Source organism: Chryseobacterium limigenitum, assembly GCF_900114875.1.
Lineage (GTDB): Bacteria > Bacteroidota > Bacteroidia > Flavobacteriales > Weeksellaceae > Chryseobacterium > Chryseobacterium limigenitum.
Genome location: NZ_FPKW01000001.1, coordinates 28,356 through 43,487 on the forward strand (window position 1 = coordinate 28,356; position 15,132 = coordinate 43,487).

A 15,132-nucleotide genomic window follows, 5' to 3' on the forward strand; every position below is an offset into this window, starting at 1 on the left:
TGTTTAACAATTTTGTCAAAACAGATGATTGGTTTATATTTGCACAAAATTGTTTAACAAAAATGTCAAAACAAGAAAAAAAAGATCAAACACAGGAACTAATAAAAGAGACCGCAAAGAATTTATTTTTTGTGAAAGGGAAATTTAACGCTACTACACAAGAAATTGCAGATGAAGCGGGAGTCAACAGAACGCTTATTAATTATTATTTCCGTTCAAGAGACAAATTGATTCAGATAATTTTTGATGAAGCGCACAGAGTGGAAAAAGAAAAATCTGAGATTATAATGACTTCTGATCTTCCTTTTAAAGCTAAAATTGCCGAGTTTATCGAAGGAAGCTTATCTACAAGTCTTCAGTATCCTTATCTTGAAACTTATATTGTTTCTCAGATCAATAAAGGAAGTTGCCATGCAAGAGATGTGGAAGAACATGATTTGAAAAGGCTTTATGAAGATATTGAAATAGAAATGGGATTAGGAAATATTGAGAAAATGGCGCCCGTTCAGTTTCTTTTGAATATGATTTCACTTTTAGTTTTTCCGAGTGCAGCTCGTCCGTTATTTTTAGAGAATCTCATGCTCAACGATACTGAATTTGACAAAATTATTTCGGAAAGAAAAAACATTATTTTAAATATGTTATTTAAAAACTAAATATGTTAAAGTATTTTAAGAAATGATTCGTCATTTATAGATATAAGAAAATAATATACATTAAAAAATAAACGAAGTATAAAATTATGAAAAGAAAACATATAACTGCAAATAAGCTAAAAATTGGGATAGCTGCTGCATTTATGATTTTCGGCTTTTCATCTGTGTCTGCACAACAGCAGGTTTCCTTACAGGAGGCTATCAAACAGGCACTTCAAAATAAAGCAGAAGCCAAAAAAGCTGCTTTACAGATCAAAAAAGCTGAATATAAGATTGACGAAGCCAGAGCCGGAGCTTTGCCACAGATAAGTGCTACTGCGGGGTTAACGTATAACCCGATCATTCAGGAATCTTTGCTTGAATTTGGAGGAGAGAGAATAAGAGCCCAACTGGGACAGCCTTGGAGTTCTACTGCTTCGGTACAGGTTCAGCAGGCAATTTTTGACCAAAGAGTTTTTACAGGTCTTAAGGCTGCAAAATCAACAAGAGAATTCTATGTTTTGAATGCTCAGTTGACGAACGAACAGATCATCGAAAATGTGGCAACAGCTTATTATCAGGTTTTTGTACAGGAAGAAAATTTGAAGACGGTAGAAGCGAGTTATAAAAATACTGAAAAAGTAAGAAATGTTATTAAAAGTTTAGTTGATAACGGTTTAGCAAAAGGGATCGATTTAGATCGTACAAACGTTCAGTTAACCAATATTGGTTCAAGCAAGCAAACATTGATCAATTCTGTGGAACTTTCAAAAAATGCTTTGAAGTTTTACATGGGAGTTCCAATCGGGACTGATATTGAGCTTGAAGAAAAAACAATTGAACCAAAACCAGAATTAATCGCAAGCAATATCAATCTGGACGACCGTACAGAGATCAAAGTTTTAAACAAAAACAGAGAGCTTCTTGTATATAATAAAAAAGCTACGGAAGCGTATTTGTACCCTACAGTAAGTTTGGTTGCCAATTATGGCTGGGGCGGACAAGGATCTAAATTCCCTCTTACAAACGGTCTTAACAACGGAGTTCTTTGGAGTGATTATTCAGCGATTGGTTTAAATGTAAATATTCCGATTTTCACGGGTGGTGCTACAAAGGCGAAGATCAATCAGGCTGAAATCGATATTCAGGATATTGATGTGGATATTCAGAATACACAGTTAAGTTTAAGTTTAGATTATAAAAATGCAATCACCAATATGGAAAATGCATTAATTAATATCGAAAGCATGAAAGACAATGTAGGTTTGGCTGAAAGAGTTCAGAAAAACACACAGTCCAACTATCAGTACGGTTTAGCGACACTTACTGAAGTTCTGGATTCTGAAAATGCTTTAACGCAGGCAAAACAGAACTATTCAAATGCTTTGTTGGATTATAAACAAGCTGAAATTAAGCTAATTAAAGCTAAAGGAGAATTAAACACATTACAAAACCCATAATAAACTATAATGAAAAAAACTTTAATATATATCATCGTGGCAGCTGTACTTGTTGGTTTAGCAGCATATAAAATTGCTGATAATAAGAAGAAACAGGATACAGAAGTAAAGGAAGTTGCTAAGCAGGTTGACAAGATCAATGTAAACATTGTAACAGTAGCAAGAGAAAATATCGATACCGATTATACGGCAAACGGAACTTTCATTCCAAAGCAGGAGATGAATCAATCTTCTGAAATTGCAGGACGTATTGTAAACGTTTTGGTAAAAGAAGGGTCAAGAGTTGGAGCAGGTCAGGTTTTAGCAACAATTAAAAGAGATGCGATTGAAGTTGACATTTCTCAGGCTCAAAACAACTTGCAAAATGCAGTGATCGATAACCAACGTTACGAAAATGCATATAAAACAGGAGGTGTTACAAAACAACAGCTGGATAACTCAAGATTGCAATTGAAAAATGCGCAGGTTGCAGTAAGAGCTCAGGGAGTAAGAGTAAATGATACAAGTATCCGTGCAGGAATCAGCGGAACAATCAATAAAAAAATGGTTGAGCCGGGGACTGTGGTTTCTATAGGAACTTCTATGTTCGAAATCGTCAATATTAACAGCTTAAAACTTTCAGTTTTGGTTGACGAAAGCCAGATCGGAAGAATCCAGTTAGGTCAGGAAGTTCCCATTAATGTTAATGTTTTACCTGAAGATTCTTTCAGCGGTAGAATTACGTTTATTGCTCCTAAAAGTGATGCTTCCTTAAATTTCCCGGTTGAAATTGAAGTTCAGAACAGAGGGAACTTAAAAGCAGGGATGTACGCAACGGCTACATTTAAAACAAATCACGGTGCTGAAACTCAAAATATGCTGACAGTTCCTGCAGAAGCTTTCGTAAACGGAGTAAGTTCAGGACAATTGTTTATCGTAAACAACGGAACTGCTAAATTGATCAAAGTACAAACCGGAAAAGTTTACGGCGATAAAATTCAGATCTTAAGCGGACTGAATGGCGGTGAACAGGTAATTACCAGCGGACAGATTAACCTTGATAACGGTTCGAAAATCAATATCGTAAAGTAACAGAAGATGAAGTTAGCAGAAATATCCATTAAAAGACCGTCCCTGGTTATTGTATTGTTTACGATACTTACGCTGGGTGGTTTATTAAGTTACTCCATGATGGGGTACGAGTTGATTCCGAAGTTTGAAACCAATATGGTAACCATTTCTACGGTATATCCGGGAGCTTCGCCTGCTGAGGTGGAAACTTCGGTAACCCGAAAGATTGAAGATGCCGTTGGTTCCCTTGAAAACGTAAAAAAGGTAGAATCTTCATCTTACGAAAGTTTATCGGTAATTATGGTTCAGCTGAATACCGGTGCCGACGTAAACTATGCGTTGAATGATGCTCAGAGAAAGGTAAATGCAATTTTAGCAGACCTTCCGGACGATGCAGATCCGCCATCACTGCAAAAATTCTCACTGGATGATTTACCGATCATGACGTTGAGTATTTCCAGTGATAAATTGAATAATAAAGATCTTTATGACCTTTTAGATAAAAAAATAGAGCCTATTTTTTCCCGTGTAAACGGTGTAGCTCAGGTTGATCTTGTAGGTGGACAGGAGAGAGAAATTCAGGTGAGTTTAGATGAAAAGAAAATGCAGGGGTACGGTCTTGCCATCGCAGATGTACAGCAGGCAATTCTTTCTTCAAACTTAGATTTCCCTACGGGAGCTTTGAAGACGAGAACTTCAAGATCTACGATCAGACTTTCAGGGAAGTATAGAAACGTTCAGGAAATGAACAATCTTGTGGTTTCTAATAAAGATGGAGCTCAGGTTCGTTTGTCTGATATTGCAACAGTTTTCGATACCCAAAAGGATGTTGAAAAAGTAGCAAGATACAATCAGAATTCAACGATTTTACTTCAGGTTAAAAAACAATCTGATGCCAACGCGGTTTCAGTTTCAGAAGCTATTCAGAAAACAATTGCTGATGTTCAGAACAACTATAAAACTCAGGGAGTTAAAATTAATATTGTAGATGATACAACAGACTTTACGCTTGAAGCGGCAGATCATGTAATCTTCGATTTATTCTTGGCGATTATCCTGGTAGCAGTAGTAATGTTATTGTTCCTTCACAACATCAGAAACGCATTTATCGTAATGGTTTCTATTCCGATGTCATTGATTGCAACGGTAATCGGAATGTATCTGATGGGGTATACCCTAAACTTGATGAGTTTATTAGGACTTTCATTGGTAGTTGGTATCCTTGTGGATGACGCGATTGTGGTTTTGGAGAACGTTTACCGTCACATGGAGATGGGGAAAAGCAGAATTCGTGCAGCTTACGATGGTGCTTCAGAAATTGGATTTACCGTAACAGCGATTACCTTGGTAATTGTGGTGGTATTCTTACCGATCGCGATGAGTTCAGGGTTGGTATCTGATATCCTGGCGCAGTTCTGTGTAACCGTAGTTATTGCAACATTATTCTCATTATTAGCTTCATTTACCATCATTCCTTGGTTATCTTCAAGATATGGTAAATTGGTACATTTAACAGGTAAAAATCCTTTTGAGAAATTTATCCTTTGGTTTGAAAAGCAATTGGAAAAATTCACACACTGGATTACAGGAATTTTGGAGTGGGTGCTGAAATCTACATTAAGAAGAGTGATGACCGTGATCGTAACGTTCATTATCTTGATTTCTTCATTCATGTTGGTTGCATTCGGATTTATCGGAGGTGAATTTTTCCCTAAAATGGATAGAGGACAGTTCCTTGTTCAGATGGAGTTACCAAAAGATGCTTCTGTAGAAAAAACCAATCAGGTTACTTTAGCGGTTGAAAAATACCTTAGAAATGATAAAGATGTAGTGGATATGATCACAACAGTTGGTCAGCAGTCATCAGGTTTTGGTGGGGCACAGGCTACATTGTATCAGTCAGAGATTCAGGTTATTTTGGTTGATAAATCTGAGCGTAATGAAAGTACAGATATCAAATCTGCAAAAATCAAGAGAGCGTTGGAAGAAAAATTCACAGGAGTTGAATTTAAAACAGCACCAATCGGATTAATGGGAGCAGATAATGCCCCAATTGAAATGGTTGTAACGGCTCAGGATAACGAAACGGCAAATAAAGAAGCAAACAGAATTCTTGAATTACTTAAAAAAGTTCCCGGTTCTGTAGATGCTGAATTATCAACTGACTCTGGAAGCCCGGAAGTTCAGGTGAATATCGACAGAGATAAAATGGCTTCTTTAGGTTTAAATCTTTCAAGTGTAGGACAAACGATGCAGACTGCATTCAGTGGAAATACAGACGGAAAATTCAGAGCCGGAGAATACGAATATGATATCAACATCCGTTTTGGGGATGCCAACAGACAGTCGATTGATGATGTAAGAAACCTGATGTTTACGAACCCTAAGGGAGAGCAGATCAGATTAAGTCAGTTTGCTGATGTAAAAATGGGTTCCGGACCAAGTTTATTGGAACGTAGAGATAAAGCACCTTCTGTAAAGGTAAAATCTAAAGTAGTAGGTCGTCCTGTAGGAGACGTTGCCAACGAATGGGCAGCTCAGTTTATGGACAATGAAAAGACTAAACCTGCAGGGGTAAGCTACATCTGGAGTGGTGATATGGAAAACCAGACTGAAGGTTTCGGTACATTAGGAATTGCATTGATGGCTGCTATCGTATTGGTTTATCTGGTAATGGTTTCACTGTATGACTCGTTTGTATATCCGTTCGTGGTACTATTCTCTATTCCTCTGGCATTGATCGGGGTAATGGTAATTTTGGCCATCACCGGAAACTCATTAAACATCTTTACGATGCTGGGGATGATCATGTTGATTGGATTGGTAGCAAAGAACGCGATTATGATTGTCGACTTTGCGAATATGAGAAAAGAAGCCGGTGCCAATACGCATGACGCTTTGATTCAGGCGAACCACGCACGTCTTCGTCCGATCTTGATGACAACGATTGCGATGATCTTCGGTATGATCCCGATTGCTATTGCAAAAGGAGCAGGAGCGGAGATGAACAACGGATTGGCTTGGGTAATTATCGGTGGTTTAACATCATCATTATTCCTGACGTTGATCATTGTACCGGTAGTGTATTCTCTTATGGAATCAACAATTAATTTCTTTACAAGATTATTTAATAAATGGTTTGGAACCAATATGGGTGAAAAAGTAGACTACGATGCTGAAATGAAGGCTGAATATGAACATAAAGAACTAAGTGAAGACGGTTACACACCGAAACACGTAGATTAATATAACAACCTTAATTAACCTAAAAAGCGTACCAGAAATGGTACGCTTTTTTTGTGTTTTAAAATTGGCGACTGAGGCACTCGAAGTCACCAATTGTAATGATAAACTTATGAAAAAGTTACATATTGTTGGTTAATCGCAAAGTCGCAAGTTTATAATTAAAACATTGTATTTAAGTCGAAAGGATTTTATCTACGATAAAATTTAAACTGCAGAACTTGCCGAAAATCTTTGATTTTCTTGCGCCTTAAAACGGTATAAATGTTAAAAATCTTTGCGCCCTTGCGATTAACCAACAAAAAATAATATTTTAAAGTTTCAATAAAAAAAGGCTTCCAGAATGAACTGAAAGCCTTTGCTTATGTTGTATATGGAAAAATTAATCTGCCATCACTTCACCAGACTTTCTAAAGATAAAATTTCCATAGATGTGTCTTCTTGCGAAACGGCTTGGAGAATCTGCATTCACCATTTTGATATAGGTATTTCTTGGAACTCCGATATATTCAAACATTTTCCCGTTCAAATGCTGAACTTTCAAAATAGATTTCTCCAAATAAAAATCCTGAATATTAGATTTTGTGATCGTCTCAGTATATTCTTCTTTATATTTTTCCTGCGTCTCTTCGTTGATGCTCACCAAAAAGTGGTACGCTTCAATGATAGATTTGCTTTTTTCTTCAGCTTCCAGTTTGCCAGCTTCATCATTCACAAATTTATCAGGATGCGTATCTTTCATCGTATTCCTGTAAATTGTTTTTAATTCTTTCAACGTAACGGTTTTATCAACCCCAAGAAGCTTTCTGTGCTCACCAACTCTTTTCATATGTATGATCCTTATTTCGGGGTGCAAAATTAAGCTTTTTTATTTTAAAAACCGTAAGTTATTCAGTATTAATTTATTTGGTAGTTATAATTGAGAGAAAGTAAATCTTCGAATAAATCCATTATGTTTTATAAAAATATTAAAATTAGTTTCTTGAAGTATAGAATAAATTTTCTTATCTGTTAAAACCACATCCAAGTTGTGTTTTAATTCAGAAATATTGTCTTTAAGATTAAAAAGATTGCTATCATCATATTTTAAATAGTCATATAGCATTTTATTGTTGTTTTCATACATATATTTTTCAAAAGACTTTACAAGATTTTTATATTTACCAAGAGGTAAAGCTATAAGAAATAATATGGCAATAATTTCCTTATTTGAATCATCAGGATAGTTAAATTCCTCATGTGCTTTTATAACTCTAAATGTATTTACAAATCTTTTTATACATCTTGGATTATTTCCTACGACTTCTGACATTTCTTGCATTAGCTCAACCTCATTATCATTTAATATCAAATCTTCTGGGTCATTAAGATTATTAATAATTCCATTTCCTTTTATTGTTGGGCTTTCTTTTGTATCAATTACTTGTGTGCTTTTATTTTCTCTAACATTTTCATTATTAACATCGACTGATTCATTAATTGGTAGAAGTTCAGCTAAATCTGTTATTTTTTTTATTTTATATTGTGCAAGATTTCTAATCATATCTTTTACATTAGAATCTTCAGCGACTTTTAGATGAAAAGGAATCTGAAATATTTTTTCTAAATAATTTGATACCTCTAAAACTTCAATTAAGTTATTTGAATCATCAAATTGAGTATTATACTTTTTGTTTAAAGCATTCTTCACCCATCGAGAATCAACACCTACAACTACAACAAAAAGAGGAAATGCCATTAAAAGATTGACTGCTTCAAGGACTTGAACTACATTTTCTTCAGGGCATCTGTCCAGGTCATCAATATAAAGTATAATTCTTTCTAAAGGTTTTTTGAATTTGCTTTTAAATAGTTCAACATTTGTTGTTTTGTTAAATTCTTCATTATGACCAATAAACAGATCATTTAATATCTCAAAGTCTTTCCTGATTGTCGAAATTATGCCTAAATGCTTTTTGTAATCGTTACTTTTGGAACGCTTGTCTATAAAAGAATAAAGAGTTTCAGTTGTTAATGCATTACTTATTCTAAATTCCAAATCAGTTTTTAATATTTCAGTCTTTTGAATTTGTTCAGAAATAAGAAGTATTTCGGATTTATTTTTTTCAATTATAAGTTTTATTACTTTTTCTTCTTGTTCAAATTTCGCCTTTGCTTCGTTAATACTTATCTCATATTTTTCTTTTATTTTCCAAAAAGAAGCAATCGCTGGTTGAAGCTTTTTATATATAGCTTCTCCTCTGCACCAAATTACTCTACAAGTTATAAGAACTGAAAGAGTAGCCTGCGGAATTAAAAAACTCATTCCACTTATTTTTTTAGTGAATAATTCCAAGATAAAAGGAATACATGCTATAAGAACTAAAATGAAAGCAAGCCACAAAATATTTGAAAGAATTTTATCCTTGCGAAAGAACTCTTTGAGAAAAGTATATTTTGATCTTATTATTTGATAAGTTTTTTCGGGATCGTCCCAATATTTTTCAGGAATTATTTTTTCTAATTCTTCTTTACTATTAATAAATGAGTTATTTTTTTCTAAGGAATCGATAACTTCTTTTTTTACATTAAATTCTTTATTGACATTTTTAATTATATCACAAATAGTATTTTGCTGGATTTTTTTTATATTATCATCTATTTCTCTTTCGAGATTATTTTTTTTGTTATGTAAATTAAAAATTTGTTGTTCTAGGATACTTTTTTTATTATTTAAAAGGTCAACTTCTTCTTTTGCAATAGATAAATGTGATGATAATTCTTTTTCAATTTCTTTTTTTAAAATATCACTTTTTTTGTTTTGGTTAATATAGCTATTTAGTTCTTCAAATATTCTTGTTACAATACTTGCCCATAAATTAGAATCCATATATGACCAAGCATTAAAATGAATTTGTGCTATACCTTCGCAATAAGTATTATTTATTTCTGATAAATCTGTGATTTTAGTTTTTAATTTTTTCATGAAAAAACTTTTCCCAGATCCCCATTTCCCAAATAAGGCAATAGCTAAAGGAGGTTCGAAGCTTTTTGCTGCAATTACTTTAGCAAAGGCGTTTACATCTTTTTCAATTTCTAAATAGTCAATACCATCATCTGAATCACTAATTAAGCCAGCTATTTTTTCTTTAATATTTATTATTTTTGGGAATAAAAAGATATCTAGATACAAAGGATCTACCTTTGATAAAATATATTCTACTTCATCCATGTATATACTTTGTATCGTATTCCTAAAGTATCCCAAGTTTTCAATATCAATAGAAATATCTTTAATTTTCCAATCAACCAAAATTGTTGCTCCATCTTTTAAATTTTCACGAACAATTCCTATAGCTTTTATTCTTAGGTAGCTAATCCCGTTTGAAGCATATGTTGATTTTAGAATTATAATATCATCTTGTTTGATATCTAGAATTATATCTGAATAACTACTGTCATCATGTCCCTTTTCCCATATTTTTTTATCGTAAAACCTCTGTATTTGATTTTCACCATTCCATATTGTACCAGCTAAATAAAAATTAATATTGTTTTCTTTTACAAAATTTAAATGGTCAATCAATTCATTATTTAAACTATTTCCTAATTTATTAAAGAGTTTAATTCCTTCAATATTATTAGGGATTGATAGTAAAATTGTTGTTTCAGTTGGAAACTCTTTTTGAAAATGATTAATTACATTAACTGTTATTTTATAACTTTCTTCTAAAGATAACTCACCTGCTCCTGTTCCCATCAGGGGAATCCATAGAGTTTTACTTCTAAACCACCCACGAAATTCTGATAACGTTTTAAATAAATTACTTTCTAAATTTAAAGAAACATTTTGACCATTTACAGTAACGACAAATAATATTGGTTTTTTATCTTTCTTTTCAAGCGTTGCAAAACCGTAACTGATTTCTGTAGTTTTAGGAAGGTCACTTTTTAAATAACCATATTCATTTAACACATATTGATTTAACTCACCGGGAGTTCCAAAATCGTTAATAGATGTGATAGCAATATCTGCTTCATTTGGAGATATACTAAGACGGATTATATGAGAAGATTCAATTAATGGTAAAAGTGATTCCATGTGGGTTATAGTTTTCACTAAATTAATTCAATTTCTCCTATTAAGCAAAATTTTGATTAAAAAACAGGAGCCCAAAAGGCTCCTGAAAAAATATATAAATAATTTAAAGCGTCTCCAAAGCAAATTCCTTACTCATTTCCCTCGAAGCCTCTACCATCGCAATCAGCGCTTTTTCCGTCTCATCCCAATGACGGGTTTTCAAACCACAGTCAGGATTAACCCAAAGTTGTTGTGCAGGAATCACGGCTTGTACTTTTTTCAGCAGTTCTACCATTTCCTCTTTCGACGGAACTCTTGGTGAGTGAATATCGTAAACTCCCGGTCCAATCTCATTTGGATATTTGAAATCTGCAAAAGCATTCAACAATTCCATCTGACTTCTGGAGCATTCAATCGTAATCACATCGGCGTCCATATCTGCTATATTTTGGATGATATCATTGAATTCAGAATAGCACATATGGGTATGAATTTGTGTCGCATCTTCCACACCGCTTGCCGAAATTCTAAAGGCTTCAACCGCCCATTTCAGATAATTCTGCCAGTCAGATTTTCTCAACGGAAGACCTTCACGAATTGCCGGTTCATCAATCTGGATAATTCTGATTCCCGCTTTTTCCAAATCATTCACTTCATCACGAATTGCCAAAGCAATTTGTTTGCAAGTCGTCGAACGAGGTTGATCATCACGCACAAAAGACCATTGAAGAATCGTCACAGGTCCCGTCAACATTCCTTTTACCCATTTTTGAGTCAAAGATTGCGCATATTCCGACCAATAAACCGTCATTGGATTCGGCCTGTGAACATCTCCAAAAATCACTGGTGGTTTCACACAACGGCTTCCGTAACTTTGAACCCAACCGTTTTGAGTAAAAGCAAATCCTGCTAACTGTTCCCCGAAATATTCAACCATATCGTTTCGCTCAAATTCTCCGTGAACCAATACATCGATCCCTATTTCTTCCTGCCAACGGATGGTTCTTTCGGTTTCCTGTTTTAGTAAATTGTCGTATTGTTCGGCATTTAATTCCCCTTTTTTGAATTTTGCTCTCCAGGTTCTTACTTCTTTTGTCTGCGGAAACGAACCAATTGTCGTTGTTGGAAACAGAGGAAGATTCAAAACTTCCTGCTGAGTTTCTTTTCTTATATTAAATGGTGAATTTCTCTTTGCATCTTCTTCAGTCGTTACATCAACACGGTTTTTCACATCCTGATTATGAATTAAGGTTGAAGTTTTGCGGTTTTCAATCGCATTTTTATTTTCAGCTAAAGCTTGTAAAGCATTGTAATCTGGATTTTCTGAAGCTAATTTTTTTAAATTAACAATTTCATAAACTTTCTGTTTCGCAAAAGCCAACCATTGCTTGATTTCAGGTGATAAAATCTCTTCGTTTTTCTCTGAATCAAGGTCAAAAGGAGAGTGGAGCAATGAACAGGACGGTGCAATGAAAACTCTTTCAGAACCAATTTTCTCAACAGCTTTTTTAATGAAATGTAGTGATTGGCTAAAATCATTTTTCCAGATATTTCTTCCGTCTACGATTCCCAAAGAAAGACTTAAAGTATTTGGAATCGTATGTAAAACTTCATCCAATTGTTCGGGAGAACGTACCAAATCAATATGCAAAACATCGATTGGGAGGGAGGTTGCCATTGAGAGATTATCTTTTAATCCATCAAAATAGGTGGCAACAATGAATTTGAGATTTGGGAATTGTTTTCTGATTTCAGTATAAATAAATTGATAGGTTTTTTTAGCTTTTTCATTTAAATCTAATGCTAAAAACGGCTCATCAAACTGAATATATTCTGCACCATGATTTTCCAGTTCTTTTAAGATCTGAATATAAACTTGAACTAAGTTTTGCGCTAGATCTAATTTATGAAAACCTTCTTCTTTTTCTTTTCCCAACAATAAATACGTCAGCAAGCCGATGATCACAGGTTTTGCATTGATTCCTGCCTGCTTTGCGCTGATGAATTCCTGGATGATTTTATTTGAAAATAACTTGAATTCCTGATTTTTCTGAAATTCAGGGACGATGTAATGATAATTGGTATCAAACCATTTGGTCATTTCCATCGCGGTGATGTCTAAACCGTCTTTCTGAAAACCTCTGGCCATCGCAAAATAAAGATCGAGTTCAGACTTTTTGAAAGCAATTTCCTGATAACGTTCGGGAATTGCTCCAACTGTTAACGTCATATCCAAAACCTGATCGTAATACGAAAAATCGTTACAAGGAATAAGGTCGATTCCCGCTTCCTGCTGTAATTTCCAGTTGTTTTGGGAAATGGTTTTGCCAACTTCCAACAATTCGTCTAAAACTATTTTTCCGGACCAATAGTTTTCACAAGCTTTTTTAAGTTCTCTGTTGCTACCAATACGCGGATAGCCAAGGATGTGTGTTTGCATTTTCTTTTAAACTTTTTAATTAAATAGTAATTGTAAAGTTCTTTTTGAATGCTTCAGAATGCAGTCGAAGAGAGGATTTTTAGAAATAAAGTAGATACAGTGAAAACGTAATTTTCTTTTAAATAAGAGAATTGATTTAAGAGTTTTTTTGACGCAAAGTTTTAATTCAATTTTTTATATTATTTAAGCGGGCAAAGAAGAATCAATAAATTGATTTTAAGAAGCTGGCGTATAAAACATAAGCTTCATCAGCAACAAAGTCGCAAATCTTTGCTCCCTAAAAATAAGAAGCTATATCAAAAAAAATCTTTGCGTTTAAAATCAAATCAAATTAAAATCAATTTAAGTTAAAATTTTAAACCAAATACGTTCAAAAGTATCATCTGTATGACCCAAAAGCTTCAAACCGCGAAAGCATTGTCAATTCGGAACAGGCAGGTCTCCTGACTTGTAACAATTTTTGTCATCCTTCCCGTTTTCACAGTGGATTTACTGTGACAAAAACCTTTTTGTGTTACTTACAGTTGCGCGACAGCTCGTGATTTTCACACGATTCCCTATTAATCTACGTTAAGTAAAACCTTTTCCGTTTGATGAAGTATGTTAAAGAACAAAATCTGGAGTAAAGGTATTGATTTAAGTGAATTAATTGGCTTGATGTTAAATATTAAGTATTATATTCTGTTTAAATAATATTTAAAGGGTATTTATTCTGTAAATTTGAAAAAAGTAATCAAAAAAAGAATATTATTCTGTGGAAAGACTAGATGAAAAGGATCTTCAACTGTTAAGAATCCTTCAAAAAAACGCAAAATTGACTGTAAAAGAGTTGGCTAAAGAAGTTAATCTTTCACCATCACCTGTTTTTGAACGAGTGAAAAGGCTCGAACAGGACGGTTATATTAAACATTATGCAGCTGTTTTGGAAGCCGAAAAACTGAATCGTGGGTTTACCGTTTTTTGTCAGGTCAAACTGAAAATTCATGACCGTTCTGTGGGAAATGAATTTGTTAAAGATATTCTACAGATCGATGAAGTAGCTGAATGTTATAATATTTCAGGCGATTTTGATTTTCTCCTAAAAGTTCAGGTAAGAGATATGAAACATTATCAGGATTTTGTTTTCAATAAATTAGGTTCTGTAGATTCTATCGGAAGTACGCACAGCACTTTTGTGATGGCGGAAGTGAAGAATATTTATGGAGTGAATATTTAGGAATTATAATCATCTTCTGCTTCTAATCCTGCTCAAAGAAACAGAAGTAATCCCCAAATAAGACGCGATGTAATGCTGCGGTATCCTTCGGATGATCTCTGGCGACTGCTCAAATAATTGGTTATATCGTTCTTCTGGTGTATCTTTTATTCTTGAAATAAATAGTTTCTGATATTTTAAAAGCCTTTGCTGGAGGTTGTTATAATAGAAGTCTTTGATGAAAGGATTGTTTTCCATTTTTTGCCTGAATTCTTCAAGAGAAGCGCTGTAAACCGTTACGGGCTCTATGGTTTCTATGTTATAAAGACTTGGCGAACTGTAAAAAAGGCTTTCCCAGGACGAAATAAAAGCGCCTTCAAACATAAACTGAAAAGTAATTTCTTTTCCGTCATTATTGAGCCAGCCTCTTGTAACTCCTTTTTCTATGTAGTAAAATTTTCGGGCAATTTTTCCTTCTTCAATCAGGAGTTCTTTTGAGCCAAATTTTTCCTGTTCAAAATCGCTGAGTATAGTAGATAGAATTTTTTCATCAAGTTGCATACGTGTTTATTAGTTAGTTATGCATACGAAATTAGTCATTTTTTGATGATCTTTTAATAACTGCCTATATTTTAAACTGATTTAATATAAATAATTGCTGATTTCAATTAAATTTTGATCAGGATCACGAAAATATATAGAGTTTATTTTTCCCACAGCTCCTGTTCTTTCTACGATTCCTTCTATAATTTTAATGTTTTTCTGTTTTAATTCTTCTAAAACATCATGAATATCAGTTACCGAAATAAAACAAAGATCTGCAGAACCTGTGGTAGGATACTCGGCTTTAGGTTCAAATTCATTGCCTTTTTGATGAAGATTGATCTTTTGATTTCCAAAAGTCAGCGCCTTTCTGTTGTCTCCGAAAGTCATAACCTGAAATCCTAGAATATGAGTGTAGAATTCGATTGTTTTTTCAATATCAGCTACGGTTAATACGATGTGGTCGATATTTTGGATTTGCATGATTTTTTGATCATTTATAATTT

At 33.9% G+C, this 15,132-nt stretch carries 10 protein-coding genes and 1 riboswitch; of the genes, 5 read left to right on the top strand and 5 right to left on the bottom strand.

Translation table 11 applies throughout. The features are described from left to right. The first annotated feature begins 62 nt into the window (after positions 1-62). The 4 genes from BT156_RS00130 (at position 63) to BT156_RS00145 (ending at position 6,391) form a co-directional block, all read left to right on the top strand. Positions 63-656: a TetR/AcrR family transcriptional regulator gene (locus BT156_RS00130; RefSeq protein WP_072406029.1), complete on the top strand. Its 594-nt coding sequence runs from the start codon at positions 63-65 to the stop codon at positions 654-656. Positions 657-742: 86 nt separating this feature from the next. Then, positions 743-2,095 (top strand): TolC family protein, encoded by a 1,353-nt coding sequence (locus BT156_RS00135; protein ID WP_072406031.1) that lies wholly within the window; start codon positions 743-745, stop codon positions 2,093-2,095. Positions 2,096-2,104: 9 nt separating this feature from the next. Next, entirely contained in the window at positions 2,105-3,166 is a 1,062-nt protein-coding gene (locus BT156_RS00140) for an efflux RND transporter periplasmic adaptor subunit (RefSeq protein ID WP_072406033.1), read from the top strand. A 6-nt stretch (positions 3,167-3,172) separates the two neighbouring features. After that, a complete protein-coding gene (locus BT156_RS00145) occupies positions 3,173-6,391 on the top strand; it encodes an efflux RND transporter permease subunit (protein WP_072406035.1) in 3,219 nt (1,072 codons plus the stop codon). 379 nt (positions 6,392-6,770) lie between these two features. Here the strand turns inward: BT156_RS00145 and BT156_RS00150 are convergent, their stop codons facing one another. From BT156_RS00150 to metE, 3 genes are all read right to left on the bottom strand, one after another. Then, positions 6,771-7,217: a KTSC domain-containing protein gene (locus BT156_RS00150; RefSeq protein WP_066757909.1), complete on the bottom strand. Its 447-nt coding sequence runs from the start codon at positions 7,215-7,217 to the stop codon at positions 6,771-6,773. An 84-nt stretch (positions 7,218-7,301) separates the two neighbouring features. Further along, on the bottom strand, positions 7,302-10,469 hold the full coding sequence (locus BT156_RS00155; protein ID WP_072406037.1) for a P-loop NTPase fold protein: 3,168 nt from the start codon (positions 10,467-10,469) through the stop codon (positions 7,302-7,304). A gap of 103 nt (positions 10,470-10,572) precedes the next feature. Next, positions 10,573-12,888 (bottom strand): 5-methyltetrahydropteroyltriglutamate--homocysteine S-methyltransferase, encoded by a 2,316-nt coding sequence (gene metE, locus BT156_RS00160; RefSeq protein ID WP_072406039.1) that lies wholly within the window; start codon positions 12,886-12,888, stop codon positions 10,573-10,575. A gap of 416 nt (positions 12,889-13,304) precedes the next feature. Further along, positions 13,305-13,488: riboswitch (cobalamin riboswitch) on the bottom strand. Between the two features lie 154 nt (positions 13,489-13,642). Here metE and BT156_RS00165 point away from each other — a divergent pair. Next, positions 13,643-14,104 carry an Lrp/AsnC family transcriptional regulator gene (locus tag BT156_RS00165; protein ID WP_072406041.1) on the top strand — a complete coding sequence of 154 codons (462 nt, stop codon included), beginning with the start codon at positions 13,643-13,645 and terminating at the stop codon, positions 14,102-14,104. A 9-nt stretch (positions 14,105-14,113) separates the two neighbouring features. Here the strand turns inward: BT156_RS00165 and BT156_RS00170 are convergent, their stop codons facing one another. Both BT156_RS00170 and BT156_RS00175 read right to left on the bottom strand, forming a co-directional pair. Beyond that, positions 14,114-14,644 (bottom strand): Crp/Fnr family transcriptional regulator, encoded by a 531-nt coding sequence (locus BT156_RS00170; protein WP_072406043.1) that lies wholly within the window; start codon positions 14,642-14,644, stop codon positions 14,114-14,116. An 81-nt stretch (positions 14,645-14,725) separates the two neighbouring features. Further along, a complete protein-coding gene (locus tag BT156_RS00175; RefSeq protein ID WP_072406044.1) occupies positions 14,726-15,109 on the bottom strand; it encodes a VOC family protein in 384 nt (127 codons plus the stop codon). Between the last annotated feature and the right edge of the window lie 23 nt (positions 15,110-15,132).